The 26,069-nt window shown below is 55.4% G+C and carries 32 protein-coding genes; 13 read left to right on the top strand and 19 right to left on the bottom strand.

The genetic code is table 11. The features are described from left to right. Positions 1-84 precede the first annotated feature (84 nt). From EI185_RS02030 to EI185_RS02080, 11 genes are all read left to right on the top strand, one after another. Positions 85-576 (top strand): YeeE/YedE thiosulfate transporter family protein, encoded by a 492-nt coding sequence (locus EI185_RS02030; protein ID WP_189836238.1) that lies wholly within the window; start codon positions 85-87, stop codon positions 574-576. A gap of 1 nt (position 577) precedes the next feature. Next, positions 578-1,279, top strand: coding sequence for a YeeE/YedE thiosulfate transporter family protein (locus tag EI185_RS02035; RefSeq protein ID WP_124703446.1), 702 nt, complete (start codon positions 578-580; stop codon positions 1,277-1,279). 29 nt (positions 1,280-1,308) lie between these two features. Further along, positions 1,309-1,617: a sulfurtransferase TusA family protein gene (locus EI185_RS02040; protein ID WP_124703447.1), complete on the top strand. Its 309-nt coding sequence runs from the start codon at positions 1,309-1,311 to the stop codon at positions 1,615-1,617. Positions 1,618-1,627: 10 nt separating this feature from the next. Then, on the top strand, positions 1,628-1,846 hold the full coding sequence (locus tag EI185_RS02045) for a hypothetical protein (RefSeq protein ID WP_124703448.1): 219 nt from the start codon (positions 1,628-1,630) through the stop codon (positions 1,844-1,846). A gap of 99 nt (positions 1,847-1,945) precedes the next feature. Further along, positions 1,946-2,218: a hypothetical protein gene (locus EI185_RS02050; protein ID WP_124703449.1), complete on the top strand. Its 273-nt coding sequence runs from the start codon at positions 1,946-1,948 to the stop codon at positions 2,216-2,218. 10 nt (positions 2,219-2,228) lie between these two features. Then, the gene (locus tag EI185_RS02055) at positions 2,229-3,203 is read left to right on the top strand and encodes a sulfurtransferase (protein WP_124703450.1); all 975 of its coding nucleotides are present in this window, start codon (positions 2,229-2,231) and stop codon (positions 3,201-3,203) included. A 6-nt stretch (positions 3,204-3,209) separates the two neighbouring features. Continuing rightward, on the top strand, positions 3,210-3,494 hold the full coding sequence (locus tag EI185_RS02060) for a hypothetical protein (RefSeq protein WP_124703451.1): 285 nt from the start codon (positions 3,210-3,212) through the stop codon (positions 3,492-3,494). A gap of 11 nt (positions 3,495-3,505) precedes the next feature. Then, on the top strand, positions 3,506-3,784 hold the full coding sequence (locus EI185_RS02065; RefSeq protein ID WP_124703452.1) for a hypothetical protein: 279 nt from the start codon (positions 3,506-3,508) through the stop codon (positions 3,782-3,784). Positions 3,785-3,797: 13 nt separating this feature from the next. Next, on the top strand, positions 3,798-3,992 hold the full coding sequence (locus tag EI185_RS02070) for a hypothetical protein (RefSeq protein ID WP_124703453.1): 195 nt from the start codon (positions 3,798-3,800) through the stop codon (positions 3,990-3,992). 16 nt (positions 3,993-4,008) lie between these two features. Next, positions 4,009-4,941, top strand: a complete 933-nt coding sequence (locus EI185_RS02075; RefSeq protein ID WP_124703454.1) for a sulfurtransferase — start codon at positions 4,009-4,011, stop codon at positions 4,939-4,941. Positions 4,942-4,947: 6 nt separating this feature from the next. Then, on the top strand, positions 4,948-5,586 hold the full coding sequence (locus tag EI185_RS02080) for a c-type cytochrome (RefSeq protein WP_124703455.1): 639 nt from the start codon (positions 4,948-4,950) through the stop codon (positions 5,584-5,586). Between the two features lie 248 nt (positions 5,587-5,834). On the opposite strand, the gene EI185_RS02085 is transcribed toward EI185_RS02080, so the two are convergent. Continuing rightward, the gene (locus tag EI185_RS02085; protein WP_124703456.1) at positions 5,835-6,809 is read right to left on the bottom strand and encodes a 2Fe-2S iron-sulfur cluster-binding protein; all 975 of its coding nucleotides are present in this window, start codon (positions 6,807-6,809) and stop codon (positions 5,835-5,837) included. 24 nt (positions 6,810-6,833) lie between these two features. Then, a complete protein-coding gene (locus EI185_RS02090; protein ID WP_124703457.1) occupies positions 6,834-7,202 on the bottom strand; it encodes a group I truncated hemoglobin in 369 nt (122 codons plus the stop codon). Positions 7,203-7,404: 202 nt separating this feature from the next. On the opposite strand from EI185_RS02090, the gene EI185_RS02095 reads away from it, so the two are divergent. Further along, positions 7,405-7,875, top strand: coding sequence for an Rrf2 family transcriptional regulator (locus EI185_RS02095; protein WP_124703458.1), 471 nt, complete (start codon positions 7,405-7,407; stop codon positions 7,873-7,875). A 35-nt stretch (positions 7,876-7,910) separates the two neighbouring features. Here EI185_RS02095 and EI185_RS02100 read toward each other — a convergent pair whose 3' ends face one another. From EI185_RS02100 to EI185_RS02110, 3 genes are all read right to left on the bottom strand, one after another. Continuing rightward, positions 7,911-9,182, bottom strand: coding sequence for a chloride channel protein (locus tag EI185_RS02100; RefSeq protein WP_223247614.1), 1,272 nt, complete (start codon positions 9,180-9,182; stop codon positions 7,911-7,913). A gap of 97 nt (positions 9,183-9,279) precedes the next feature. Then, a complete protein-coding gene (locus EI185_RS02105) occupies positions 9,280-9,612 on the bottom strand; it encodes a hypothetical protein (protein WP_124703460.1) in 333 nt (110 codons plus the stop codon). Positions 9,613-9,652: 40 nt separating this feature from the next. After that, positions 9,653-10,129 (bottom strand): DUF6231 family protein, encoded by a 477-nt coding sequence (locus EI185_RS02110; protein WP_124703461.1) that lies wholly within the window; start codon positions 10,127-10,129, stop codon positions 9,653-9,655. 70 nt (positions 10,130-10,199) lie between these two features. On the opposite strand from EI185_RS02110, the gene EI185_RS02115 reads away from it, so the two are divergent. Further along, positions 10,200-11,753: an IS1182 family transposase gene (locus tag EI185_RS02115; RefSeq protein WP_124703462.1), complete on the top strand. Its 1,554-nt coding sequence runs from the start codon at positions 10,200-10,202 to the stop codon at positions 11,751-11,753. Positions 11,754-11,968: 215 nt separating this feature from the next. Here EI185_RS02115 and EI185_RS02120 read toward each other — a convergent pair whose 3' ends face one another. From EI185_RS02120 to EI185_RS18385, 14 genes are all read right to left on the bottom strand, one after another. After that, on the bottom strand, positions 11,969-13,162 hold the full coding sequence (locus tag EI185_RS02120; RefSeq protein WP_189836239.1) for a tetratricopeptide repeat protein: 1,194 nt from the start codon (positions 13,160-13,162) through the stop codon (positions 11,969-11,971). Continuing rightward, entirely contained in the window at positions 13,159-14,112 is a 954-nt protein-coding gene (locus EI185_RS02125) for an ExeA family protein (protein ID WP_124703464.1), read from the bottom strand. The genes EI185_RS02120 and EI185_RS02125 overlap by 4 nt, the downstream gene beginning before the upstream one ends. 2 nt (positions 14,113-14,114) lie before the next feature. Continuing rightward, on the bottom strand, positions 14,115-15,914 hold the full coding sequence (gene mshL, locus EI185_RS02130) for a pilus (MSHA type) biogenesis protein MshL (RefSeq protein WP_223247615.1): 1,800 nt from the start codon (positions 15,912-15,914) through the stop codon (positions 14,115-14,117). A 29-nt stretch (positions 15,915-15,943) separates the two neighbouring features. Then, on the bottom strand, positions 15,944-16,381 hold the full coding sequence (locus EI185_RS02135) for a hypothetical protein (RefSeq protein WP_223247616.1): 438 nt from the start codon (positions 16,379-16,381) through the stop codon (positions 15,944-15,946). Next, on the bottom strand, positions 16,366-17,082 hold the full coding sequence (locus EI185_RS02140; protein WP_223247617.1) for a type II secretion system protein M: 717 nt from the start codon (positions 17,080-17,082) through the stop codon (positions 16,366-16,368). Before EI185_RS02140 ends, EI185_RS02135 begins: the two co-directional genes overlap by 16 nt. Then, on the bottom strand, positions 17,079-17,717 hold the full coding sequence (locus tag EI185_RS02145; protein WP_124703465.1) for a hypothetical protein: 639 nt from the start codon (positions 17,715-17,717) through the stop codon (positions 17,079-17,081). The genes EI185_RS02140 and EI185_RS02145 overlap by 4 nt, the downstream gene beginning before the upstream one ends. Beyond that, positions 17,714-18,664: a type IV pilus biogenesis protein PilM gene (locus EI185_RS02150; RefSeq protein ID WP_124703466.1), complete on the bottom strand. Its 951-nt coding sequence runs from the start codon at positions 18,662-18,664 to the stop codon at positions 17,714-17,716. The genes EI185_RS02145 and EI185_RS02150 overlap by 4 nt, the downstream gene beginning before the upstream one ends. Positions 18,665-18,815: 151 nt before the next feature. Beyond that, on the bottom strand, positions 18,816-22,382 hold the full coding sequence (locus EI185_RS02155; protein WP_189836240.1) for a LamG domain-containing protein: 3,567 nt from the start codon (positions 22,380-22,382) through the stop codon (positions 18,816-18,818). Between the two features lie 139 nt (positions 22,383-22,521). Beyond that, on the bottom strand, positions 22,522-22,953 hold the full coding sequence (locus EI185_RS02160; protein ID WP_223247618.1) for a hypothetical protein: 432 nt from the start codon (positions 22,951-22,953) through the stop codon (positions 22,522-22,524). Continuing rightward, positions 22,934-23,749, bottom strand: coding sequence for a prepilin-type N-terminal cleavage/methylation domain-containing protein (locus tag EI185_RS02165; protein ID WP_189836241.1), 816 nt, complete (start codon positions 23,747-23,749; stop codon positions 22,934-22,936). Before EI185_RS02165 ends, EI185_RS02160 begins: the two co-directional genes overlap by 20 nt. Before the next feature lie 16 nt (positions 23,750-23,765). Then, positions 23,766-24,332 (bottom strand): type IV pilus modification PilV family protein, encoded by a 567-nt coding sequence (locus tag EI185_RS02170; RefSeq protein ID WP_124703469.1) that lies wholly within the window; start codon positions 24,330-24,332, stop codon positions 23,766-23,768. After that, positions 24,319-24,828, bottom strand: coding sequence for a pilus assembly FimT family protein (locus tag EI185_RS18320; RefSeq protein ID WP_370685753.1), 510 nt, complete (start codon positions 24,826-24,828; stop codon positions 24,319-24,321). Before EI185_RS18320 ends, EI185_RS02170 begins: the two co-directional genes overlap by 14 nt. 161 nt (positions 24,829-24,989) lie before the next feature. Next, on the bottom strand, positions 24,990-25,424 hold the full coding sequence (locus EI185_RS18380; RefSeq protein WP_189836242.1) for a pilin: 435 nt from the start codon (positions 25,422-25,424) through the stop codon (positions 24,990-24,992). 86 nt (positions 25,425-25,510) lie between these two features. Then, a complete protein-coding gene (locus tag EI185_RS18385) occupies positions 25,511-26,008 on the bottom strand; it encodes a type IV pilin protein (protein ID WP_124703471.1) in 498 nt (165 codons plus the stop codon). Positions 26,009-26,069 lie beyond the last annotated feature (61 nt).

The following is a 26,069-nucleotide window of genomic DNA, read 5'->3' on the forward strand; positions in this document are numbered from 1 at the left end:
ACAATATGCTGATGGCATAACCATTGCTCATGGCATCTCAACACGCTGCAAATAGCGTGGCCATAAGACCCAATGGAGAACCGGATGGATCTGTTCAAAAAAACCCTTAATCCCGTCGCGGCACTGGCGATCATCGCAGTGCTCGACATCTTTCTATTTCTGGTTGTCGGTGCGTGGACAGTCGGCGGCGGCGAAACCATGATGACCGGGCTCATCGCCAAATTCTTCATGGGCAGCGCCATTGATCGCATTCCGTTCTGGAGTGTCGCGTTCCCGCCCGACCCTTACTACTGGAAAATTTACATCAGCCTGGGAATGGTGTTCGGCGCCTTTGTGGGTGCCGTGTTCAGCAAGGAGTTCTGCTGGCGTATGCCGCATCGCCTGACCGAATGGGTGATGATCACCATCGGCGGCTTGCTTATGGGTATCGGCATCCGACTTGCCTTTGTGTGCAATGTGAGCACTTTTTTCGGACTGACGCCGGAAATGAACCTGGGCGGCTACCTTGCGGTGAGCGGCATTCTGGCAGGCACCTGGGTCGGTACCTTGATTTACAAAAAGAATCTGGAGGGATGACATGACACCTGTGGCGGAATGCCTGTCGGCATTTATTTTTGGCACCACCGTGGGGCTGCTGGTACAACGCTCGCGTTATTGCAATGTAGCAGCCCTGCGCGACGCCATGCTGTTCAAAACCTATCGCAATACCAAAGCCATGCTGGTGGCGATGATGATCATGACGCTGGGGTTTACCGCGTTCATCACCATCGGGGCGGGTAAACCCATGCAATTCGACGTGGGGTTGAACACCTTTATTGGATTGTTTCTATTCGGCCTTGGCATGGTGCTGGCCGGTGCCTGTACGGTGTCCACCTGGGTCAAGGCCGGTGAAGGCAATATCGGCGCGATCTGGGCGCTGTTGTTCACCTTTATCGGCATGTTCCTGTTTTCACTGGTGTGGTCCTTCGATTTCTGGCCGCCTGCGCCGCAGACCATGACCGGCACACCCAACCTGGCAGGGCTGCAGTTCGGGTTCGCCAATGCGGCAACGCTGCAAAGCAGTACCGGTATTCCAGCCATCGTATTCGGCGCGTTGCAGACACTGGTCCTGTTCGGCATCTATCGTGCGATTTTGAAGCGGGAACGTGCGGAGGCTCCGGTACCTGAGCCCCAGGCCGCGTCCATAGAAGCGTCAGCATGCGATGCCTGGGCTGATTCTCCCGCTGAACCTGCCGTGCAAGGCGCCTTGGCAAGAGCCGAGGCAAGCCAGCCGGCATAACCCAATCACCAAGCATAAAGGAGCGAATAATGGGATTTTTCAGCAAGAAAACCGAGGCAGTGCCCGATGCTGGCCAAATGACGCAGGCGGTATTGCCGGACGGTACCCAGCATCTTATCAAGCAGCAAATCAACTGCCTGGGTGACTCCTGCCCGCGCCCCCAGCTGATGACAAAAAAGGCGCTCTCCACGGCGATGCCAGGCGATGTCATCGAAGTCCTGATTGACAACGCCACCTCCATGGAGGCCATTCCTCCCATGATGAAAGATCTGCGTAGCTCGCACCTTGCGACCGTGAGAGCGGACAGGTGCTGGCATGTCTATGTGCGTAAAGATTGAGGAGACGACAATGCGTTTCGCAAAATTACAAATGGTCGTGTTCTCGACATTATCGGCGGCAATCAGCATCGGTGGCCTGGCATATATCTTCATGGATCCACCCGCTTATCTTCATGCTACCCGGCAAGGTGTGCCCTATTTCACCCCACAAGTCATCAACCCCGCCGACGGCAAAGCGCTGGATTTGAATATGCTGGTCAGGCATTACCAGGGAAAGGACAAATCATGACTCTGGATTTTGCAACCATTCTGCAAATCATCATGTTCGTGGTGGCTTTCTATATCACCTATGTCTGCCTTACCAAGGATATTTTCTGAGAGGCTCGCGATGAAGAAAGAAATCCTGATTTTCTGGCTGGTGGCTCTGGCTCTCGCCTTCGGTCTGTCGGCATTGCTGTTCCACTACGCCGCACTGGCGCCTGGCGCGCTTGCCAAAGCGCGTACGCCGCAGCCGATGGAAAGCATGCCGGACGTCAATTTGGGCAATGCCTATGGCACGGTATCGGTTACCGATCTGGTCGGCTACTACATCGAACATCCGCCCGCGCCGAAAGGCACCACTGCCGCAGACGACGGCGAGCACCGGTTTGGCGGTTGCTGACTAGCCGGCCATGCGCGGATTTTTCCCGATCCTTTTCACCATGCTGTGGATGGTGCTGGCCGGGAATAGCCAGGCGTCGGAGGTTGCCTTCGGCTATACCGATCATGCCTCGAATCTGATCGGCAGCGTGACGGTCGTGGATGCGCGCGCCGAGGATGCCTGCCTGCATTACACCGTGCGCGGCGCCCACTGCCTTCCCGCTGCCGATTTTCTTGGCCCGCACGGCCGCCTCGCGAGCTTTCGCGAAATCTATTGGCTTTTGGGAACCGCCGGGCTGTCGGAGCAAGCCCATGTATTGGTCGTGGGCGATGACCCAACTGAACGTGATTTCGTGGCCGGCATGCTGTATCTGTGTGGGCAAAGAAAAGTATCCATTCTGACTATCCCCATCGCGCGCGGCGCTGGCCTGGAACAGACTCAAATGGGACAGGGCACAGGCCGCGGAATGACGCGCAATCCGATTTATCTAGGCGTCGTACGCGAAGGCCGGATCGTGTTGCGCGACGAACTTGCGCAAGCATTAACCACAAATCATCCACCGCTTTTACTGGACGGGCGCAGCGATGACGAATACTGGGGAGCGCGTATCAGGGCCATGCGCGGCGGACATCTACCGGGGGCTCAATCCTTGCCGATGTTCAAAGCACGACAGCAAATAGCCAAAAATACTTTGCAGCTACCGCTGCGAGACGGATTGGTCGTATATGCCAACGACCCATTTGAATCAGTTGCGTACTTTACCTTGCTGCGCGCAGGCGCGGGCGCGGAAGTGCGGGTGTTTCAGGATGGCTGGGTGGATTGGGCGAACCATCCCGCATTGCCGATGGACTCTGTCACCTATCCAAACGCTTTACTGAGTGTCGCCCCTGCCAGGCAGCCGGAAAAGCAAACGAATCCCGGTCAAATTGCGCTGATATTGGGAGGAATTTCCATGTTAACCGCATTTTCAGCAGGATTTTTTTACCTTGGAAAAAGGAGAAGCTAGTTGGAAATGCTGTTTGTCATATCAACCGACCGGGGTGGCCGGATTCTGGCGCCGCTCGCTCATGCCTGCATCAGAAAAGGCATCGCATGGGGCTGCTTTTTTACCAATGACGGCGTTCGCCTGCTTGCCGACAGCGGCATTAAAAACCTGATGGACATGGCGAATCAGGCAATCGCCTGCGAGCACTCCTGGCAACGCTTCATGGCTGAGAAACACTGCCCTGTGGAACTCGGCAGCCAAACCAACCATAGCGCCATGCTCGCCAGGACAGCCCGAGTCATTACCATCTAAGGCAAAAAAAAATGACCAATTCCATCAAGACTATCCTGCTCCTCGGGCGGCGTGATCACGCTGAAGCAATGCGCGTAGCCGCGGGCCTGACGATTTTTGGGCACCAGGTGCGTTTAGTGTTTATGCACACGCCAGTCGCCGACACTCCCGAAAATGCAGAGCAGTTCGACCTGCTGGATTTGGCCGACATTGCTCCGGAAACCACCGTGCCGGAAGAGCAATTGCCATTTCTTGACAAGGCGGCTCTGGCCGAGGCGATGCTCGAAGCCGATTTCATCATGAGCGTTTAGGATGGAACAGAAAATGGATGAAATCAATGTAGTCGTACTGCAAACGGACATTTTTCCAGATCAGGAAACGCTGGCTGAAGCAATCGAGCAACTTCAAAAGACCCATCGCGTGTGGCATTTCGACGCCACACAAACGGGCAATGCCGAGCGGGATTGGGATCAGGCGCTACTGCGCCTGCTTGATGCCGATCGGATCATCGTTGTTTAACGAAGGAGGAGAAATCATGAAACGGATATTGTTTTTAACTGTAGTCTGGCTGGCGACTGCAAGCGCAACCGCATTCGCCGTAGCCGATAGCCCGCTTGTAGACACCAACTGGATTAAACAGAATTCCTGCAAGCCTGGCATCGTGGTATTGGATATTCGCAACCAGCTCGACGGTCACTCCAAAATAGATTATCTGCGCGGCCATATTCCGTGCGCCATATATAGCGATTATATGAAGGATGGCTGGCGCGCCAAGGTGAACAACATACCCGGCATGCTGCCGCCGATTCCGCAGATCGAGAAACTGATCGGCAGCCTCGGCATCGACGATAATTCCCACGTGGTGATCTATTCGGCGGGTAGCAACGCCCTGGACATGGGCAGTGCCACGCGCGTTTATTGGACGTTCAAAGTGCTGGGGCACGACGACGTTTCCATTCTGAATGGCGGATATGCCGCTTATGAGGCGGACAAGGCCAACAAGATCGAAACCGGCATGAATCAGCCCAAACCGAAAGCCTTTGTAGCGAAATTCCGCAAGGACATGTATCCCACGGAAGCCGACGTGGAAAAAGCCAGGAAATCCGGCGTTCTGCTGGTCGACAATCGCCCCAACGACCAGTATCTGGGGGTCAACCGGACGCCCGCTGCGGTCAAACGCAACGGCACTATTCCTGGGGCGAAGAATCTCCCGGAGAGCTGGCTCACCGACAATAACGGCGGCAAATTCCGCAGCGCGGCCGAACTGGAAAAACTCTATAAAGATGCAGGCGTCCCCCTCAAAGGAGAAGAGATCAACTTCTGCAATACCGGCCACTGGGCGTCGCTGGGCTGGTTCGTTTCCAGTGAAGTGCTTGGCAACAAACTGGCCAAGGTTTACGATGGTTCGATGGCCGAGTGGAGCGCCGATCCGAAGGCGCCTATAGAGCAGAAAATCAAGGTGGAATAACGGCCTGTGTACTTGGGCCGAGTTCTGGTCGTCCTGGTATTGTTCGCTGCCGCCTTGCCTGCATGGGCGAGCGGCGAACATGAGCGCCGTCTGCAGGTGGAGATCGCCGTCTTGTATGGCGACGCTCAACTGCTGCTTAATCCGGCAACGCCTCCATTGCGACGCGAGGGTTTGCGCCTGCGCATCCGCAGCAGTCTTGGAACTCTGGGAATGCTGGCACGTTATGCCGCTCAGGAAGACCCGGCTTTGCAATCCGTTACTGGCAAGAAAATCGCCAATTTGCGCACCCAGTTTGCCCACAACAATATCCAGACATTCGCCAGGCAACTGAAGCTGCTTGAATCGAGACAGCCTTTAGACATGTCTGATTTTTTGCCCCTCACGGCAACGCCTTTGCGTTTGCATACCGGACAGGAAATTTATCAAAACCTGTGTATCGGCTGCCATCTGAACCCCGTCCTGACTCAACCCAATCCGGCACCCAATCTTTTCTCAATGGCCGCGACCGTTCCGCGGAATGAATTCATCGCTCGTATGCTGAGCGGCATCCATGGCGTGCATCTGACGACGCTGCAAAATCCGTTTACCGACGAAGAAATTGCGAGCATGACAGCATTCTTCGAGCAGGCGCAAACCGGCAGATAGGCAACCAAAAGATTCAAAAACTGTATTGCCTTCGTTACCTCATCCTTACCGCTTTGTTCATCTTGTATTACAAATTTGATTAACCAAGAAACGGCGACTTATCCACGAAAGACACGAAAGGCACGAAATAAATCAATAGCTTGTTATCTCATTGAATATTTTGCGAGCTTTCGTCTTACAGCGAAATGCCTACTTACCCCATTTCGTGCCTTTCGTGTCTTTCGTGGACCAACTGTTTTTTGCCAGAATTAAGCCGCGGCCAGCGTAAAGGCATCCGCATAAATGTCTTTCATTGCAGCACCGGTCAGGAACGCCTTCTTCTTGGCCGTTTTGACCATTTCCGGATTACCGCATAGAAATACCCGCCACCCCGTCAATTTTCCGATATCCGCCAGCGCCACATCGAGGGCCCGGCCCTGGGCATAGCCATCCGCCGGCATTGCATCACCGGAAATACAAGGGGTATAGCTGAAATTGTCGTGGCAGTCTGCCAAGGCGCACAGTTCGTTGACCAGATACAACCCTTGCGGATTTCTGCTGCCGTGGTAGAGCCTGATCGGACCAGTGTGGCCCTGTTCCAGCGCATCGCGGGCGATGCCATACAGCGGTGCAAGTCCGGACCCGGTTCCAATCAGCAGGATGGGTTGCTCCGGGTGGCCTGGCACATAAAAACAATTGCCAACTGCCTGGCTGATCTCGACGACGTCGCCGGGTTTAAGGTTGTGGTGCGCCCAGCCGCTCACCCGACCGTCGGGCACCTTGCGGATATGCAATTTCAGGTGCTGATCGTGCGCCGGCACGCTGGCCAGAGAGTAGCTGCGCCCCAGCGTGGCATCCTTGAAAAGATTGATGAACTGGCCTGCCCGGTATTCGAGCGGATTTTCACAATGCAGTCCCACGCAGATGATTTCATGGTTGAGCGATTCAATGCTGTGCACGGTCGCCTGGATGCGTGCGCTGCCTGCATCCGGCAGGCTAACTTCCATGTCTTCGAGCGGGTGGCAGCTGCAGGCCAGAAAATAGTTCTGTGCCTTGAGCGTTTCCTTCAATCCATTTTGCGAATCAAGCGGCGGAGTACCGGATACTGAGCGCATCAAACAGGTCTGGCATATGCCATTGCGGCAGGAAGACGGGATGGATACGCCATTCCCGGTCAATGCATCAAGTACTGATTGATTTTCGGCACAAGCATAAGTATCGCCGTTAAAAGTCAGATTGGGCATGGCGTATCTCCTGAAATGAATCTATTATTTTCCGAGAACGTCGTTACGCGTGGTCTCGCAAAGCGCTGCCACTTCTGCAATATACGGCTGCGGAACATTGAGCTCCTGTAGCGTCGCTGCCAGATTTTCCACCACCGCATCAAAATGAGCGTCGTTCAGACCTTTTGCGACCAGATGTGCATGGCCGCGTCGCATATCCATGCCGCTATATTGATTTGGGCCACCGAAAGCCATCGTCAGGAACGCCTTCTGTTTGGCGGCTTGCCGGTCCATATCCACGTCATCGAAAAAATCGCTGATACGGTCATCGCTCAGCACCTTTCGATAAAAAATTTCCACGGCTGCGTTCACCGCACCGTCACCGCCCAGCTTGTCAAACAGTGTGTCATTCATACTCTATGTCCTTTATTCAAAACACCAATAACATATATAATATATACATGTTTTAAGGCAAAATTAAAGGGCTGCAAGCCCTTGGTAAACATATACAACGTCATGAAGTATATGAGCGCATACTAATATGCCATCGTAGTCATGTCAAAAGAAATTTGCAACAGCGGTATAATCGACGCCAGAACGGCAGCGATCAAGGCATATGCAACTTACTCAATACACGGACTACTCATTGCGCGTGCTCATTTACCTCAGCCTGAAGCAGCCTGATGAACTGGGAACAATCAGTGAAATAGCCGGATTCTATGGAATCTCGCGCAACCACCTGGTCAAGGTGGTGCACAATCTGGCGAATCACGGCTTGATTCAGACGATACGCGGCAAACATGGCGGCATGCGGCTGGCACGCCCGGCAACAGAGATTGCCATCGGTGAGGTGGTACGTCTGACCGAACCGAACTTCGATATCGCGGAATGCTTCAACAAAGCGACCAACCTTTGCACGATCACTCCCGTCTGTGCGCTCAAATCCATATTGGGCGAAGCGCGCAGCAGTTTTCTTCAAGAACTGGATCGCCATACCATCGCGGATGCAGTGTCCAAAAAATCCGCACTATCGAAACGCATTCATCTGAGCTTGCCCATCACTTCCAGCCCACGCCGTACGGTCTGATTATTGACTGCCGTATTTTAAACATGCACGCTGCCTCAAACGGGCATAGTCGTCTGCTGCTCCGGCTTGCGTGATTGCCTGGCAACAAAATTCCTTGCCAACCCCTTATACAGCGGCGTGGGACAAACCAGCCGCGAAACTGTACTGGCGATTAGTGCAGCGCCCATCAGCGGCACCATCATGTCCTGGTTGTCGGTCATTTCCATCACGATGACAAAGGCGGTGATGGGTGCCTGTACCAAGCCGGAAAAATAGGCGACCATGCCGACTACAATAATGGCGCTGGGATTGAGGCCCGGAAACAGGGGCGCAAGGTTGGCACCCAGTCCGGCACCGACTGACAGCGACGGCGCGAACAAACCACCCGGGATGCCGCTCAGGAAGGATACCAGCGTAGCCAGCTGTTTCATCACGCCATAGCTGACCGGCAACGCTACTTTGGCCTCGATCAGGTGGCGCGCCTCCGGATAACCGCTACCAAATACGGTGTACCCTGAAGCAATCCCCAGCAACGCCAGTATCAGCCCGCAGGCGGCAGCAAACCAGACCGGATGCTGACGCATCCATCGCCCCGTGCTGCCAGGCAAACCATGGGTACTGGTGTGCAACAAGATGCGACTGAAAATTCCACCGGCCAACCCACCCAGCAGGCCGGCGGAAAACACCAGTCCCCAGGCTTGTGTTCCCACCAGGCTGGCGCCGGTATGACCAAAGTAGTTATAGTTGCCAAACACATACATGGCGGCCAGACCAGCCACGATGACTGCGGTGAGTAGGGTACCGCTGGTTTTTTCTTCGAACGACCGCGCCATTTCCTCGATGGCAAAAACGATCCCCGCTAGCGGTGTATTGAACGCAGCTGCCACGCCAGCGGCACCGCCTGCGACAATCAGGCCATGTTCCGATAATTGCCTGGGTAGTTTGACCCAGCGCCCGATGGAATAAAGAATGGCTGCACCTATCTGCACAGTGGGACCTTCGCGTCCGACGCTGGCGCCGCCGCACAACGCCAGCCAGGTCAGCAGCATTTTTCCCGTTGCGATACGCAGCGACAAAATCTGCCTGCGGCTGGACTGGTCGCGGATTTTCAATGTCGCGATCACCTGTGGAATACCGCTGCCTTCCGCCCCTGGGAAATAGCGGCGGGTAAGGAACACCACCAGCGCCATGGTCAACGGAGTCAATATCAGGGGGAGCCAGGGGGCATAGCCAGTCAGGTGCGAAAATAGATCCTGGGCCTTGTCCGCGCCGATGGCAAAAAGGCTGGCAGCAAGCCCCACGACCACCGCACCGATCCAGAAAATCATACGCACCAGCCAGAGACGGCCAGATAATAAAATAAGGCGGTGACGACGTTTCAGATACATGCCGTAGAGAACCGGATTGCAGCCAGGCCAACGTCAATCATCGGCACTGGCCGGGTTGAACTGCAGCATCGAACGCAGCATCGATGGCTTCAATGATATGGTTTAACCGGCGAAAATCCGCCGCGCAGCCTTCACCCGCCATGTAACGCCTGCGTAGCGGTCCCAGCGCGTTCACGACCGCAGCACGGTCGACTTCGGCATGTATATCCGATAACGCACACCACACATATATCATGCTGATGACCTCGCCCAAAAAAGCATCGGGATGACGTCCGGCCGTCGCTGCAATGAGGGTGGCATCAGCATTGCCGCACAATAGCGTATAGCCGGTGCGAGCCTGAAGGGTTTCCAGTAATTGCACGTAAGTCATGGAACTCGGATGACACCCATTTGGAATTGGCACTACAGCACTAAATCTCCCAGCGCTCGGGATGCGCCCAGTATTTGCTGTTGAGCCAGTCCGGTACCTGTTTGTAATCATGAAGGTTGTAACAACACAGTATCATCGTGGCCGCAGCGCAGTCCAGGCGCTGGTAAACCTGCATGCCCAGCGCCAGAAAATCCTGCTCTGTCCAAAGGCTGCGCTGCCCGGTCAAACCGGAGCCTAGCGGAGCGCCTACCAGCAAATTTTTCGCCTGCGCATCGCGCAAGCGGGCGATCAATGCCAGCGCAGCCTTTTTATCCATTTGTTCAATGCAGCCTATCAGAATAGCTGCATCATAGCGCGCGTCAGTTTGCACCGTTGATGCAACACTCATCCCTGTCATGTTGTTTGCATCGGCGGCTCGATAGGCGCTGACGCAAGCTGCCGCATCAGCCCCCAGCGCAAGCAGGGACTGTGGATGACAACCCTCCAGATAACGAGGCTGTAGAAAAAGTATCTTCATGCCCCCAATCGTGCCGGGAACCAAAATAAAGATCAAGGTCGAATTGGAGGACGATATTTTGGAGATGCGCATGGCACGCTACAAACCCATCGACACCAGCCCCCGATTTCTTGCCGTTGACCTGCAACGGCAACTACTGCCCGGCAGCTTCGAGCACGCCCTCAACCACCTCATCGACTTTGAGCTGGATCTATCCAGCTTCGATGCCCGGTTCAACAACGACGAAACCGGCGCGGCCGCCTACCCGCCTGCCATGCTCCTGAAAGTCGTACTGTTTGCCTACAGCCAGGGCATCGTATCCAGTCGTGGCATCGAGCGCGCCTGCCGAGACCATGTGACTTTCATCGCCCTGTCCGGCGACACCCAACCGCACTTCACCACGATTGCCGGATTTGTCTCGAACCTTGCCGATGAAATCGCCCGCGTCTTCACCCAGATCCTCTACCTGTGCGACCGCCAGGGCTTGATTGGACGCGAGATGTTCGCCATCGACGGCGTCAAACTGCCGAGCAACGCCAGCAAGCAAAAGAGCGGCACCCGCGCCGACTTCGAACACCAGGCCGCCAAGCTCGAAGCCGCTGCCCGCGTCATGCTCGAACGCCATCGCGAAGCAGACCAGCGTGCCATTGAAACCGACCTCAAAGCGAAAGAGAACCAGCGCATCACCCGCCTGCAAACCGACGCTGCGCGACTCCGTCAGTGGCTGACTGCCCACCCCGAAGACCGCAAGGGCAGCCAAGGCACGATCAGGAAGAGCAACCGCACCGACAACGAGTCCGCCAAGATGGCGACCAGCAAAGGCGTCATCCAGGGCTACACCGGCGTGGCAGCAGTCGACGCCAAACACCAGATCATCGTCGATGCCCAGGCGCATGGCACCGGCAGCGAACAGGAACTGCTGGTGCCCGTGATCAAGGCAATCCAGAACGCACTGGCCGATGAACAGGCGCTTATCACCCCGACTAGCCTCATCACCGCAGACGCCGGTTACCACTCTGAGGCCAACCTCAAGCAACTCGCCCAACTCGATGTCGACGCCCTCATTGCCGACAATGGCATGCGGCAACGCGATCCGCGTTTCAAGGATCAGGACAAGCACAAGCAGGCTCCCGACCCCCTGCACGACAAATCAGGCAACCAGAAAGCAAAGATACAGGCCGCCGTCTATCGCCCCGAAGACTTTGACTACGACCCGGAAACCCGGACCTGCGTCTGCCCGGCGGGCAAGACGCTTTACGGCAACGGCAGCCACTGCATCATCAATGGATTCGCAGCCGTCAAGTTTCAGGGCGCGCAACAGGACTGCGTGCCGTGCAAACAACGAGACAAATGTCTGCGCACCCCGGAAAAGACCAAGACCCGGCAGGTGGCGTTCTTCCATGGCAAGGCCGACGGCGAGCCAAGCTTCACCAACAAGATGCAGGCCCGCATCGACAGCCCCGAAGGGCAAGCGAAATACGGCCGACGCTTTGCCACGGTGGAACCGGTGTTCGGCAACATCCGCCACAACAAGCAGCTCAACCGCTTCACTCTCAGAGGGCAGAAGAAAGTGGATGCGCAGTGGAAGCTCTACTGTCTGGTGCACAATATTGAGAAGCTGGCACATCATGGGTATGCGCAGTAGGCGAGGGGTAGATGCCCGCATTGCGAGCAACGGAGGCGCCATGACTTGATCAAGACATGGCATTGAAACAGTGAGGTGAATCGCACAGCAGGAATTGAAAACGGCGTGGAATAATTCACGCCGTTTTTTTGTGTCGATGATTTGGCTGAAAAGGGGTTTTTCTACAGCGTCAACGTATTACCGGAGGCACAATGTCGCAGATCATCGCCTGTATTTCACTGCCTGGATTGCTTCAGCTGCTGCTCCACGAATGCCAGCAGGTCGGGGCTTAAAGTATTGCTGGCCTTGGCACGGAGAAATGCTTCCTGCGCTTCCGTCTGGCGTTTTTCGGCTTGCAACGAGATGCCCAGCCCCATCAGCCAGACACCTGATCCGGGAACTTTGCGCAGTGCCAGTAAATAATGCTCGATGGCTTCCTTATTGCGACCTTCGCGTTGCAGCAGCGCCGCCAGGAAAGCCTGATAATCGGGCAGTTCAGCAGCATAAGGCAAGCTATGCTGCAGCGTCTTCAGAGCACTCTGGGTATCCCCCTGCTCTACTTGCAGACGCGCCATGATCATTGCCAGACCGGTTTGGCCGGGGTTGAGTTTCAGGCCGTCGCGCAAACTGCGCTCGGCGTCGCCATACCGTTTTCCCGCCACCAGCAAGCCCACCAGAGTTTGTCGCGCAGCCGTATTGCCGGGGTCGAATTGCAGCACATTACCGAGCAATTCGATCGCTTCTGGCGTGCGTCCCTGCTGCAACAAGGATATTGCCTTGCCATATTCATTTTCAGCGCGCTGCTGCGGTGTGATTTCCTTGATCTGCTTGGCGACAGCCGCCGTTGCCACCTCGGAATTTCGTCCCGTATCCACCCGACTGCCAGGCGCGGGAAGCGCCTGCGCAAGTGCGACAGGATTGGGTTTTCCAGAATCCGCATCGGGCTGGGGAGAGGCAGTATTGGCCGGGACGGCCGGCCTGACGGGATCCACCCTGGAGGCTGGCAGCACCACAGGCTGCAGTTCAGGCAATGGTCTGTTTTCCGTTGCCTGCAGTCGGACAGACGAAAGCTCTTGCGCCGCGCTGATTTGCATTGCAAGCTTCAAATCAGGCAAGGCATGTTGACTGGGTCCGGGCGACGGCCTGGGTTGCAATGAACGCTGCGCTTCCCTGGCGTTTTTTTCTTGCGTTGCCAGCGCGTCTGCTGCCGTGCTGGTCAGCGCCGCAGCATCCTTCGTTCTGGAGGGCCACATCCGCCAGACCAGCATGCCCGCAACGATGGTCAAGGTCAGTAGCAAAATTACCCACCAGGCAGGATGTATCCGGCTGCGTTTCGGCACAGCCCTGAGTTGCGCGGATATCGATGCATCTGTCTCTCTTGCGGAGTGCCGATTTTCCAGGTCCTGCAGCATTTGATTGATCACGCTCATCGTAGCACCACCCATCCCAATGCACTGCTGCCAACAATCAGCAGCAACGCAGCCGCTATTATCCACCAGCGCCACAGGCTCTTTTTAGCCGATCCGGTATCTTTTGCGGCAACTCGCACATGACGCGCACTCACCTGATGCCTGCCCTCGCCATAGGTCAGCATCAAGGCCTTATGTGCCACGATATTGACCAAGCGCGGAATCCCGCCGCTCGCCGCATAGAGTTGATTTGCCGCACCGCGGCTAAACAGACGCCCGCCCGTAAAACCCGCCACATTGAGGCGGTGTGAAAGATAATAATCCATGTCGTCGCGCCGCAAGGGGCCAAGATGATAATGGAAGGTGATGCGCTGGTTCAGTTGGCGGATAGAATCCTGCTGTAACTTCTGGTTGAGTTCCGGTTGCCCGAACAGCACGATCTGCAGCAACTTGCGCTTTTCCGTTTCCAGGTTGGTCAGCAGGCGGATTGCCTCAAGACTCTCCAGCGGCATTGCCTGGGCTTCATCCAGACACAACACCACCTGTTTATCCTGCCGGGCGAAATCCAGCAAGGCTGCGGTCAGTGACTTGAGCAAATGATGCTGGTCGACATCCGGCTCCAGAACAATACCCAACTCATCCGCGAGCGCCAGCAGCAAGGTGTGTGGAGTGAGGTAGGGATTGGGAATATAGGCGGTCACGAAGCCTTGGGTGACAGACGCCTGCTGCGGCTCACCGTCCGGGACCGCGACAGTGCCGTGCTCCTTGTTGATACTGGCCAGAAACTGGCGACACAGCAGCGTCTTGCCGGTCCCCACCTCGCCAGTGATCTTGATGAACCCTTCCCCATTCCGGATCGCGACCAGCAGGGTGTTCAGCGCTTCCTGGTAGTCGGCGCAGGCAAAAAAGTAACTGGTATCGGGAGTGATTCCAAAAGGCGCTTCACGCAATCCGAAGTGGGCAAGGTACATGGTCAGGGTCGACCTGCTGAGTGCCCCATACTCGATCCATCTCCAAAAGTATCGTTACGCTGCATTTTCTGGATGCGCTCGCGGCTGTTCAGAATATCTTGCGCCCAATCACTGTCGCCCTGAACCACCGTCGTTTTCAGCAGAATCACCAACTCGCGTTTCTGGCTGACGCGGTTGGTATTGCGGAACAGCGATCCAAATACGGGCACCTCGCCGGCAACCGGCACTTCCGAGCGATCGTCCGTCATGGATTGCCGCATCAAACCGCCTATGGCGACGATACTGCCATCCTGGACACGCACGACGCTGTCCGTTTCGGATACCGCGCTGGATGCAAGCGGGAGATTCAGCGAACCCAGCGTACCACCAAGATTAATGGTTTTGAGGTTCTCGGTGACCAGGCTAACCGAAGGGTGGATATGCAAAATAATCTCGCCGTCTTCGGAAATCTGCGGCGTCACGTCCAGGGCGATTCCCGAGAAAAATGGCTGCAACGTCACGTTAGGCGTTGTGGTTGTCGCGGTGCCGGTAACCGTGGTCGAGCTTACGTTGGTGACGAAAAAATCATCCGTGCCCACTTTGAGGACCGCCATCTGGTTATTCAAGGTAGCTATGCGCGGACTGGATAGCACATGCACCGTACCCTGAGTATTCAGGAACGAAAGCAGCGCGGCAAAATTGCTGGTCTGATAGGCCAGGCCGAATAAGCCATTAGCGGCCGTTGCCGCACTGGCCGTCGCAATATTTGCCAGGGTAGAACCCGGCGTAGCTGCCAGAGAGGGGCTGGTCAGGGGGCCGCCAAGCGTGCTCAGCGTCGTTCCGGGCGCCACCGAGCCCACCGATATGGCGCTGTTCGGCCCAGTCCTGAATGCCGCCCAGTTAATCCCGGCCTGGTAGCCGCTATTGAGTTGCACCTCGATGATCTTGGCTTCCAGCATCACCTGACGATCAACCGATAGCTGCGTGGCTTTCAGGTAATTCTGCACATGCCGCATTTCGTTCGGCATGGCACGAATCAGAACCACGCCAGATTGCGGGCTCACCACTACCTGGCGGCCATCTTTATCGCCGATGATGGCCGTCAACGAACTTTTCAATTCGCCCCAGAAATCGGTCTCGGTATCGGTCGTGATTTTGCTGGTTTCAAAGGCGCGGCTGGTAGGCGCACCAGTCGTCGTGGTCGTACCGCCGGGTGTCGTCGGCCCGGTTGTCGATGAATTGCTCACCGAGCCGGAAATCACCCGAATGTCGGAAGCGCCTTTGCGCTGACCACTGATATAGTTCAACTTGAACACCCGCGTCTGCATGGTGAGCGGCAGAATGAAAATGCGGGTACCGTCCACCTTGTAATCGTATCCGTAGAGTTCGCGAATCGCGTCGAGCGCTTCAAATACGGTGACGTTCTTGAGATTCACCGAGATCGTGCCGCTCACCTCCGGGTGTACCAGCATGCTATAGCGCGTGCCCGACACGATACCCAGGAACACCTGAGTAGCCGGTGCATTGTTGACGACCAGGTCGAATCGTTGCTCGGGTGGTTTGTTAACCTTGGGCATTTCGATATTGAGCGGTGGCAGGAGTGCAGCGTTCACAGCGCTCTGCTGCGCCGGCTTAGCTTGCGCTGCAGCGGCCTTGTCGAGCTCGCTATTGATCTGGTTATAAGTAGATTTATCCGGCGCCTCCATGTTTGCACACCCGCTTAGCGCCAGTGTCGCCAATCCCAACAAGACCGGCATAAGCCACGCCGCAGCCGAGGTTTCCCGGTTAGTCGACAATTCCCTGAATAAAATTCGTTTTTGCATTTTTTCTACCTTTTTGCCTGCCGGGACGATCAGTGTTTATGGTGCTGGCTGCGCATGATGAGGCGTTTGCCGACATCGGGGAAAAGTTTCAATGTCTGCACACCGCTGCTGCCCTTCAGCATCACTTCATTCTCGTTAATCATGACAACCCGGGCGTCGCCTAGCTTCTCCCCAACTGTGACACGCTGCCCGCTGATAATGGCCGAACGCTGGTGTGCCGAGATGAGCACGGACTGCAACTGGGGGCCGCTTGTCACCGGCGTTCCAGCATTTCCTTGCGGCGCAGACAACTCGGCCGGCGGACGCGTTGGATCCTGCAACACATCGGCAGCAGCAGCAAAAGGCAAAAGACAAAAGGCAAAAATCAAAAGGCAAAAATTAAACCCGTACGTCTCCCGGCTTTTGCCTTCCAGTTTTGGTCTCCCATTTTTGTCTTTTGTCTTTTGATTTCTCATATTGCCAGCCATGCCTTATCCAGGCTCAAGGTATACAGTCGCAAGGTAAGCGTTACCTTGGGATATTTCTCCACATCCAGATCCGCTTTTCCCCAGAACATGTGCCAGGGCAGCGATTCCATCTCGGTCAGATAGCGCAACAGATCCAGGTAGCTGCCTTCCAGCGTAATCTCGACCCCGTGTTTATATACCAGGCTTTCGGGAGTGGCCGGTTTTTGTGCCTGCGCTGGTTTGTCGGCCTCGCCCGGCGTCTTGCCGTCAGCTGTCGTTTCAGGCTCGCCCAGAACGGTTACCGGAAGGGTCTTTAATGCCACCAGCCGCAACGAACGGTTGTGCTTCAAGATATCTTCCAGCAGAACCGGTATCCGCTGGGGTGGTACCAGCCCGCTTTGTATGTCTTCAAGCGTTTTCCCCGTCCGCTCGGATTGTTCCCGCAGTTGCGCGAGGCGTGCGCGCAAAGCGACATCCGGATCGACATTCCAGCTATTCACCAAGGTCTGGATTTGCCTCTGCATCGCACTGGTTTTTTCTTGTGTCTGAGCAATCTGTTGCTGCAATTTCTTGTGCCGCGTCAACAAAGGATCGATGAGCAGGGTGTTCACCAGCACGATCAGCACCATCGCGACTGCAAGAAAAATCAGGGCGCGTTCGCGCAAGCTCATTGCATCAACGCGCTCCGCCAAATTTTGCCACTGTGCTTTCAAGGCGCTCATTTGGCAGGCTCCGCTTTTGCCTTGCTCAGGCTGAATTCAATATACGGAGGCAGAGGCGCCGGTTTTCCATCCGCCGTTTTTTCGGCCTCGGGTAGGCGCATTTCCAGCATGCTGAATGTCTTCCCTGCCAGCACAGGTTCTTTTTTCAGATGATTAATGAAAACGGGTACCAGCTCCGCTTGCAGGGTTCGGCCATTGATCGCCATGTCGCTACCCAGGCCAGTTACGTGGAATCCGGTAATCCATAACCCGCTCAGCGTCTGCCGCGAGAGCGCACGCAGATATTCGGAAAATCCCTGGGTATTGCCCAGCTCCCCTTTGCCCAGTAGCTCGATAATTTGATGGCGCGCTTTAACATCGTTGTCCATCTGCACGACTTCATCCTGCAGCAATTTGCTGGGCTGGCGTGGTCCAAACGAAGCGGAAGCCTGCGCCAGCTGCACCTGGGTAGCCTGGAAGGATTTTTCAGTCTGCACGGAGCGCTGCTCCAGTCCGGCGGTGCGATACCAGGCATAACCGTAAACCAGCAACGAACCCAGCAGGATGAGGCCAAGCGCCTGCATCATGGTCACGGTGGAGAAATATTTCTCCTGTTTGCGGAACAGCGGATTGTAGAGGTTGATCTGTTGGCTCACAGCACCTTTACCTCTTGTCGCAGCGCCGCACCCAGCGCCATGAAATAAAGTTGCTGTTGTGAGGCTTGCTCCAGTTCCGGCACTTTGGAAATATCCAGGACGGCATCCAGATTGAAGGTTTCAACCGGCATGTATAAATTGGCAGCCAGATATTCCTGCAAACCGGCACTCCCTTCGCCCAAAGGCGCAAGCATCAGCTTGGCGACCGCAATAAATCTGAACTGGCGTTCGAAATGATCGAACGAACGCTGCAGTTCCAGAGTGACCCGGTCATAACACGCATTTTTCTGGGTAATATCCGTTTGCCGCAATTGCTCCAGCGTCACGTCAAAGCGCCGCGACAGATACAATTCACCGGCGAAAGTGACGGTGAGCAAGCCGCCTGCCTTGTCAAAGGAGAGTAATGCCAAGCCGCGATCTTGCGGTTCCAGCAAGGCCGAAATATTGCGTTGCGCCATTTCCGGAATATCGATGACGCTCAACGGAATTTTGAGTTGTTCGAATAGCGTCTGACGCTGTCTGATGAATGGAGAATGCGCCGCCACCGCATACATGGCGCCTTTGCGCTCGGGTGCGTTTTTATCGCCCGGAATATCCAGCACATCGATGGTCGCATCGTCGATATGAAAATCCAGCATGTCCTTCAAGCGCCAGCGTATTGCTGTTTTGAGTTCCTCTTGCGGAACGTTTGGTGCATCCACGGATAACAGCTGATACTCGCCGGAATTCAGCAAATTCGTGCACTCATAACGATCGACGTGCAATTCCTTGGCTATTTTTTCCATGGTGGACTGGACCTGCGATTTATCGGCGGGATAAAAAGCGATCAGCCCCACTTGAGACAGGGCTGCTGGTATGGGCGTGACATGCGCCATATAAATGCCATCCTCCTCAATATTGATGGACAACCAGCCGGCAGTTTTTGTTGTTTTCGAGAATAGACGCATGCCCACAGCCATTTGTAAAAACTACTTGAAATTAAAACAATAAGCCATTGTTGTCAATTGGCTTTTGCCTTTCCCCTCTTCAATTCACCCGAATACATCCCGTTGCTCTCAGCAATAGCCCTCATTTTCCGTGGTGAGGCAGCTATTTCTGCTAATACATTTCACGCATGTAAATGAAATCGTTTGCGTTTTTATAAATACCGAAAGTCACCCGCACCCTTGGGTCGCGATCATAATTGGCACCACACCATTTGCCACGCAAATACCCCAAACCCGCGCCACTACTTGTGACTAACCAGGCTGGACAGGATTGATCGATGCCGGCTACTCCAAGGTTAATCGCCACATCGACGCTTCCCAACACAGTCGGTGCAGGTGAAGGTTTGGTCAGTTTCAAACTGCCGATGCCGCTCGCAAATGCGCCGCCTATCATGATGTGACCCGAACCCATATTGGTAGACGTCAAACCCTTTTGGTAATTGCCAAGAGCAATATTATTCGGACTGAGTGAAGTGCAACTATCTGAAGTATTGGTCGTAAAAACAGTACCATTCCAGTATTGGGCTATAAGCGGTATCGGCAAATCCAGCGCTTCCGAACCGAAAGCATTGTTCAACCTGATCCGCCCGAAACGTACCGAAGTCGGCACACCTAACGAGGCGTGATCCGGTGTGCCGTTACCCACATCAAGATTGAGCGGAGACAACTGCACGCCATCCGTATCGATAGGTGCAATGCCTATACTGACGGCATCAAAGGGTCCATCCGGAGCGCTAAGTCTACTCACCGCCAACGCACTCGAAATACCCGATGCGACGCCTGCGATCCAACTGCCGGAGGATGAACCCAGGGACAGTCTTGGCGTCAACGGCGTGTTGGTCGCGGCGATATTTATGGCACCGAAACCGAATGAAGCGGGATTGACCAAATCCATCTTGGCAAAATTACCCGCATAGTTCTGGGTCGTTAGATTGGCCGCACTTTGCGCCGTCAGGGTGAATGTAGCCGACATGGGTTCGTCCATATAGGTAAACGTCGACGCTGGCGAACAAACACGGTCACTGCGGGTAGTCAGTGCAGCCCCCGAGGACAAGGCAAAATGATGCGGTATAAAGCGTCCGACATTCCCGGTGGTGGTTCCCGTGACATTGCCGGCACCAAGATAATCGCCATCCCCTACTTCGGGGGTGAGCGTGATGATGCCGACTTCCGGCCAATTGAAAGCTGTACCCGTCGCCACGCCGTTGCTGAAGGTGCCGAACGTGCCACCGATGGGCGGGAAATACGTCAGGCCCAGACCCGCAACCAAAGCCGGGGTCAATTTCACGCTTTCCGGGCTGACCTCCTGCCCGTAATTCGGGGCCACGTTTCCAGTGGCGGTAGTCGCAGTGACCGTTGCCGTAAATGAATCCCCAGCTTTGATAAAAACGGGGCCGCTAGCGCTAGCTGCCGCTGGATTGGTAAAGCTGTCTGCCGTGCGCTTGATGCTGGATAGCGTAAACCCGAACGGTTTAACTACAAAGGGATTGGAGGCGCCCGTCAACAACGCTCCATTGACTGTCTTGTTGGCATAAAGCGTCACCTTGCCCACATCGCCATAACTGAAGGTAAATGGCGCATTGCCATTCGCGTCAAAAGTCATGTTGACCTGCGCATAACTCGATACGCTGCCGTTATTGTTGCGTGCAATGGAGGTCGCCGTTCCCCCGTTCACGCTCATCAGATTCGCACCGTAGCACGTCGTCGGATCATTGCACTCATAGCCGAAATTAACCGGAGTGGTTCCCTGTAATGCAGCCTGGCATGCCTGGGTAGTGGTGTTGGTCTTCACCGCACGCAGATAATAGGTCAGGGAGGACGAACCTGCCACCTGGGTTGGGAGAACGGCCACTCCGCCATTTGCAGCGGCGGAGAAAACGAACCCCGCCGTATTGAACGTCGTGGAACAGCTACTCGCTACCGCGCAATTGATGCCGTCTGGACAACACTTGCTGGAGTTGGCAGCGGGCGTCTGCGCGGCCGCGAGTGAAACCGATACCGCCGTATTATCGGGCGCCGACGGGTAGCTGAGGGTAGTACTGGCCACACCGTTGGCACCAAAGGCCAGTGTATTGGCACCCAAAGTTCCGGCACTGCTGGCCAGAGTGACAGTTGAACCGTTGGCGGTAAGCAAAGCGTTAGTGCATGGACTGCTGTTATCAGCGCAGGCAGTAACCGTCGCGGTGGTCGGCAGGCAAGACAGACTACTGGTCGGCAAAGACAATTCATAGTGGTCAAGGCCGCAGCTTCCTACGTAGCTCATGTCGCGCTGAATCAGCACGGCGCTACCCTCTACATTGTAAATATTGACTTCATCCAGCGTGCCGTTAGCCGAGGCTTTGGTCCCATTTGAACCCGTGAAACTGCTGCGGTTATCCCCAAGATAAAGCGTTCCGACCTGCGATGAAACCGTGCCGCTGGTGGAGAATGAGGACACCGCCGTCTGGGTCCCATTGACATAGATTGTCATATGGTCGCTATTGCTGGCGGCCAGCGCATTGAAATTCCACGTCAGCGCAATATGTGTCCAGGTCCCGGCGGTGATATTGTTCGCTGGCGTTTCCACCGCACGTACCGTGCCGTTGCTATCGGTAATCACGAAACGCACATCGCCGTTGTTGCGTTTGACCGCAAAAAACCACTCGTTATTAGCCATGGTGGCGTCCAGCAATTGTGCATCGCCGCCTCCAATCCAGTCCGCATTAGCCTTGTACCAGAAATCGATCGTGCCAGCCCCTCCCAGCACCGATGGAACGGAAATACCGGTATCTATTCCATCTGCTATGGAACCATTGTTATTGGGAATAACGGCGCCATTACAGGCATAGCCTACTCCGGGGGTTGCTGCCCCTAATGCGGTTCCATTGTAAGCAGGCGTACTGCCGCTGGTATCCAGCACCTGGCCGGGAGCTGTCCATGCCGATTGCTGGAAATGATACTGGGCAATGGGCGTGGGAATATAAAAAAGAATCGCACTGTTATCGGCCGGCAGGCCGACACTGGGAATGTCGTAGTCGTTCTGGCTAACCTGCCAGCCCACTTGGGCCACCGCTGCCTGAGGGCCGGGGGTATCGGTACCGTACTGATAGATGAAAGTGCCATCCTCGTTCAGGATTAGTTGCAGGTTGTAGTTGCCACTGAGGGAGCCCGCCGACGTCCATTCCGGAACATTGTTCCAGGTCACGACGAACCGGCGATTGGGCGTGGTCCCGATGCTGGCATAGCTGACATAGCAGGTAGAAGTGGACGTACACGTGGTCGGGTAAGTGGGCTTGTCAGTCTTCGATGTTGGATCCAGATCGTTGCCGTAAATCCGCATTGAATAGTTCAGGTTATTGGTCGCGCTGTTGTAATACGCGTAAGGCAATTGCGTCACCGGACTGCCGTATCCGCAGGCGGTATTGTTGTTGAATTGCAGGCGGCCGTTGCTCATGATACGCGCCGAGGTAAACACCGTGCCGCCATAGCTGAAATTGAATCCGATCGGAATATTGTCACTGATGGTATCGTCCAGGACCGGTGGTGCGGTACCGCATGCCGTGCCGGGCGAAATCGTGCCATTCATCTTATAAGGCGAGGTGTTGTAGCCCACATGCGCGTGAGTAGCGGTATTAATCCAGTTAAACGGAATCGACTTGTTAATATAGGTTGCCGCCTGGGCCGCACTAGCCAATATCATCAGGCAAGCTAGCAGCAACCACCGGGAAAATATCCGGCGAGCCTGCTGCCCCAAACCAGAGATCAAACCCCGAATTGGAACAGGCTTTGCATAGCTTGCTACACGATGTCTGGCATTCATGGTCTTTGCATCTTCCCCATCACTTCCCTATCGTTGCCTGCAATTGCCGTTCCACATACGTGGCGCTGCCTACTGTTCCCTGGCTGGCAGTTGAAATGATCTGGTACATATTCACCGTGCTGCCGCCTTCCGTGGTGGAAAAAGGATTGCACTGCACTACGATACTGAATCCGGCCTGCGTGCCGCCTGCCGTTAACGACGTGCTGAGCGGGCAACTTGAGCTGATCAACACTTGATAGGCACCCCATTCGATACCAGTACGCGCTGCCTGGTAGGCTCGGGTGCCTTGTACATCCTGTGCCGAGGTGATGTGTTGCACGCTGGAGAAAGTCAGCATGAACGCGCCCAGGGCGGCCAGCACGACCACAAGAAAAATCGCGGCGACGATGGCGAAACCGCGCTGCGTGGCGTGGGTAATGGAACGATTCCGGTCAGGGTACATTGCTGACATGCACCTCGTAATACAAGCTCACGCTTTCGTTGCTTTGGGTGATCTGCAGCCAGGCCGATACCAGCCCCGCACGCTGGGTAATCACTTGCTGATCGTAGTTAAAATTGCAGCCTGAAACATTCTTGGCCAATAATGCACCCGGTGTTGTAAAGCTGGTGGGCTGGCTGGCCTGGATGGGATAATTCCAGTAGCGCGTGAGCGTACCGGTGCCGTTGCCATTGGCATCCGTTCCTACCCCGGCACAGACGTAGGAGACCGGATAGGAAATAATCTGAAAGCGGTTGGCGGGCGAAGCGAACGGGAACTGAAAGGCATTGACCAACGTGACCGTATTGCCGGAAATTCCGCTAATCGGTTTGGTATTGTCTGCCTGATAAGCGTCCGCACCCGGTATGCCCAGGTTATACACGGCGACCAGATTCATTGCGCCCGGTACCATGGCCACCGGCGGCCCCAGCACATCGAACATTGATGTAGGCTGGGTGAAATCCAGCACATTGCCACCCCCGCTATTATCCGGCGCCGCGCGATAACGCCCGCCGCCGCTGGTTTGCAGAAACTCCAGATAATTGCCTCCGCTCACGCGCACGCTATTCGGCAACGCCAGATGCAGGTCGCGCGAGATGCGGCGCTGGGCGGTATCCGCAATATCGGTCAGTTCGGCACGCCGCGCGGAGTCGAAATAGCCCTGCACCGGCGCGCGAATAAACACCGCTACCATCCCGGCGATGATACCGGTAATGGTGATCACGATAATCGCCTCGATCAGCGTGAATCCGCGTTGGCTTTTGGCCATGGTTGTCATCATTTCGTCATGGCACCGCATTCGGCGCGTAGCGGAAACGATAGCCGGTGAGGGTGATGTCGGTGCTGCCGGAAACCACCCGCACATCGATTTGCAAAACGTCGGTAGCAGGCAAAGAAAAAGTCGCCCCGGCCTGGGTGATATTAACCGAAGCAGTGTATGCACCCAGTCCGGTAATCGAGTTCCCGGTAATATCCACAATGGGCGACATCGAGAATCCGCTATAGTCATTCACATTATCGAATTGCGGCGTGGTGTAACGTGTTTCGCCGGCTTCCGGTCCAAGCGCCTCCACTGTGGTAGCGCATCCGGTGGGGCCCACGAATGGGCCTGCCGCGTTCGCCGCGTTCGCATCATCCGGATCGCAGTAGGTGAAAGGCTGCAACTCGATCTCTTCCAGCAAGGCCTCGGCAATCGCCAGCGCCTGTTTGCGCACCATGGGATCGGCGCTGTGCTGGGTGGTAACGTTCATCACCGACAGCACACCCGCGACCGCAACGCCAACGATGACGATGAACATCACCAGTTCGATCAGGGATAAGCCTGCCTGCCGGGTACGGTTAGGGGTGAACATAACCGGTGTCCGGCTCGATAATAATGCTACCCGTTGCACCGGCCACCTGTATGGATGACGGTGGCGAAACGGCTTGCCCGAGCGCATTAAACTGGAAATTGGTCGGCGTAGCGGCAAAAGTCACACTCCCGTGTGCGTAGACCATGAAAGGACTGGTGCCGGTCGGCCCAGCCAAATCTCTATCGCAGGTTGAGGAACCCGAGAGCGAAGCCATGGTGAGGGTAATAGTGGTTGAGGTGAAGCTCACGCATACCGTGCGGCGCTGGGCGACTGCCGCTTTCTGCGCATAGCGCAGTGCGGCCAGCGTCTCATCACTGAACCCGCGGCTATCAAAAGTTTGTCGATCAAAAAAACGTGGAATCGCAGTAGCGGCAAGTATGCCGATGAGTATCATGACTACGATGAGCTCAATGAGAGTGAAGCCGGATGTTGATTTGATGGGCGCACAACGACCCCGCTGCCTTAGGCCATGATTTCTGCTATGCCTGCATGTCAACCCATAAACCAAGACGCCTACCCGGAGAAAGATTTCGATCAACAAAAAGTGCGTTGGGCACGCCACGTATTGCGCCGCATGAGCATCCATGCGGCGCAATACCCTGTTAATTACGCCCTACCGCCCCGGAGGAAAAGCCGGAAAGGTCAGTCAAGCTAGAATCAGCAACCAGCAGTATTCGGCGTAATCGTTGGCGAACCATTTGCCGCAGCAGGCTGAGCATAGGTCACTCCGCACGTCGATGGTGTAGTTGCCCCAGTCTCAGAAAATACACCAGCTGCAAAAGTAAAACCTTGATAAGAGGTCAACGCGGCATCAATTCCGCCCGCTGCCGTCGCGGGGTAACCGTTAACCAGCGTCACTGACTGCCCTTCCATGGTTATCGTCCCGTTGGTTACTCCTTTCACCAAACCCTGCGCATGCGCTATTCCAGCAGCAGCTTGAACCGCACCGAACAACCCGCTAGCAGAAGCTACGCGTGCATCAGTAGATATCCCGATGAAACGCGGCAATGCCACTGCAGACAAAATCCCCAGAATCACGATTACCACGACCAATTCGATCAAGGTAAAACCTGCTTGTACTTTACGCATCATTCAGCTCCTTTAATTTTTGAATACAAAATGTTTCTGAATACAACTGAGCAATTAACATGCCTGTGCCTGCACAGGCGCCTTCCTTCTTAACAACCTGAAGTCGTCGGGGTGATGAACGGGGCCACTGGTCCTGCAGTGGCCTCCGTGTAAGTGACCGAACAAGTACCTGCGGTGCCTCCATTAATGTCGATGGTTACCGTGGTACCCGATTGTGTCGCCGTAATGGCGTCCGTAGCCGGGTTCAGTTGTGCCGCCAGCAGTATCCCGCCGGTTCCTGATACAAGCGCGACATTCGCCGCCGGGTATTGGTTAATCATGGCGACGGCTGTTCCGTCCATGTTGGTTGTTCCAGCCGTAGTCGTGCAAGTTGCAGGCGTAGTCAGGCCCGCCAGATCCACCATGCAATTGGCACGCGCCAGTGCGGAAGCTGATCTAACGGCTCCGTAAATCGCTTGCGCCTTGGCTGCACGCGCCTGGGTCTGCAGGTTGATATAGCGCGGCAGGGCGGTCGCCGCGAGAATTCCGATGATCGCAATAACGACGACCAGTTCGATCAAGGTAAAACCTTGATGATATTTACGCATTTGTCATTCCTCCGTTTCCATCACTCAATAGCCGGCTAAATTCTGTTGCTGACCCAGAGCA

The organism is Sulfuriferula multivorans, from assembly GCF_003851125.1.
GTDB lineage: Bacteria > Pseudomonadota > Gammaproteobacteria > Burkholderiales > Sulfuriferulaceae > Sulfuriferula > Sulfuriferula multivorans.

Excerpts from the sequence above, each read along its gene's own strand:
- EI185_RS02030 (WP_189836238.1), top strand. The coding sequence starts at position 85 with ATGGATCTGTTCAAAAAAACCCTTAATCCCGTCGCGGCACTGGCGATC.
- EI185_RS02035 (WP_124703446.1), top strand. The coding sequence starts at position 578 with ATGACACCTGTGGCGGAATGCCTGTCGGCATTTATTTTTGGCACCACC.
- EI185_RS02040 (WP_124703447.1), top strand. The coding sequence starts at position 1,309 with ATGGGATTTTTCAGCAAGAAAACCGAGGCAGTGCCCGATGCTGGCCAA.
- EI185_RS02045 (WP_124703448.1), top strand. The coding sequence starts at position 1,628 with ATGCGTTTCGCAAAATTACAAATGGTCGTGTTCTCGACATTATCGGCG.
- EI185_RS02050 (WP_124703449.1), top strand. The coding sequence starts at position 1,946 with ATGAAGAAAGAAATCCTGATTTTCTGGCTGGTGGCTCTGGCTCTCGCC.
- EI185_RS02055 (WP_124703450.1), top strand. The coding sequence starts at position 2,229 with ATGCGCGGATTTTTCCCGATCCTTTTCACCATGCTGTGGATGGTGCTG.
- EI185_RS02060 (WP_124703451.1), top strand. The coding sequence starts at position 3,210 with ATGCTGTTTGTCATATCAACCGACCGGGGTGGCCGGATTCTGGCGCCG.
- EI185_RS02065 (WP_124703452.1), top strand. The coding sequence starts at position 3,506 with ATGACCAATTCCATCAAGACTATCCTGCTCCTCGGGCGGCGTGATCAC.
- EI185_RS02070 (WP_124703453.1), top strand. The coding sequence starts at position 3,798 with ATGGATGAAATCAATGTAGTCGTACTGCAAACGGACATTTTTCCAGAT.
- EI185_RS02075 (WP_124703454.1), top strand. The coding sequence starts at position 4,009 with ATGAAACGGATATTGTTTTTAACTGTAGTCTGGCTGGCGACTGCAAGC.
- EI185_RS02085 (WP_124703456.1), bottom strand. The coding sequence starts at position 6,809 with ATGCCCAATCTGACTTTTAACGGCGATACTTATGCTTGTGCCGAAAAT.
- EI185_RS02090 (WP_124703457.1), bottom strand. The coding sequence starts at position 7,202 with ATGAATGACACACTGTTTGACAAGCTGGGCGGTGACGGTGCGGTGAAC.
- EI185_RS02095 (WP_124703458.1), top strand. The coding sequence starts at position 7,405 with ATGCAACTTACTCAATACACGGACTACTCATTGCGCGTGCTCATTTAC.
- EI185_RS02100 (WP_223247614.1), bottom strand. The coding sequence starts at position 9,182 with ATGATTTTCTGGATCGGTGCGGTGGTCGTGGGGCTTGCTGCCAGCCTT.
- EI185_RS02105 (WP_124703460.1), bottom strand. The coding sequence starts at position 9,612 with ATGACTTACGTGCAATTACTGGAAACCCTTCAGGCTCGCACCGGCTAT.
- EI185_RS02110 (WP_124703461.1), bottom strand. The coding sequence starts at position 10,129 with ATGAAGATACTTTTTCTACAGCCTCGTTATCTGGAGGGTTGTCATCCA.
- EI185_RS02115 (WP_124703462.1), top strand. The coding sequence starts at position 10,200 with ATGGCACGCTACAAACCCATCGACACCAGCCCCCGATTTCTTGCCGTT.
- EI185_RS02120 (WP_189836239.1), bottom strand. The coding sequence starts at position 13,162 with ATGAGCGTGATCAATCAAATGCTGCAGGACCTGGAAAATCGGCACTCC.
- EI185_RS02125 (WP_124703464.1), bottom strand. The coding sequence starts at position 14,112 with ATGTACCTTGCCCACTTCGGATTGCGTGAAGCGCCTTTTGGAATCACT.
- mshL (WP_223247615.1), bottom strand. The coding sequence starts at position 15,914 with ATGCAAAAACGAATTTTATTCAGGGAATTGTCGACTAACCGGGAAACC.
- EI185_RS02135 (WP_223247616.1), bottom strand. The coding sequence starts at position 16,381 with ATGGCTGGCAATATGAGAAATCAAAAGACAAAAGACAAAAATGGGAGA.
- EI185_RS02140 (WP_223247617.1), bottom strand. The coding sequence starts at position 17,082 with ATGAGCGCCTTGAAAGCACAGTGGCAAAATTTGGCGGAGCGCGTTGAT.
- EI185_RS02150 (WP_124703466.1), bottom strand. The coding sequence starts at position 18,664 with ATGCGTCTATTCTCGAAAACAACAAAAACTGCCGGCTGGTTGTCCATC.
- EI185_RS02155 (WP_189836240.1), bottom strand. The coding sequence starts at position 22,382 with ATGATATTGGCTAGTGCGGCCCAGGCGGCAACCTATATTAACAAGTCG.
- EI185_RS02160 (WP_223247618.1), bottom strand. The coding sequence starts at position 22,953 with ATGTCAGCAATGTACCCTGACCGGAATCGTTCCATTACCCACGCCACG.
- EI185_RS02165 (WP_189836241.1), bottom strand. The coding sequence starts at position 23,749 with ATGGCCAAAAGCCAACGCGGATTCACGCTGATCGAGGCGATTATCGTG.
- EI185_RS02170 (WP_124703469.1), bottom strand. The coding sequence starts at position 24,332 with ATGTTCACCCCTAACCGTACCCGGCAGGCAGGCTTATCCCTGATCGAA.
- EI185_RS18380 (WP_189836242.1), bottom strand. The coding sequence starts at position 25,424 with ATGATGCGTAAAGTACAAGCAGGTTTTACCTTGATCGAATTGGTCGTG.
- EI185_RS18385 (WP_124703471.1), bottom strand. The coding sequence starts at position 26,008 with ATGCGTAAATATCATCAAGGTTTTACCTTGATCGAACTGGTCGTCGTT.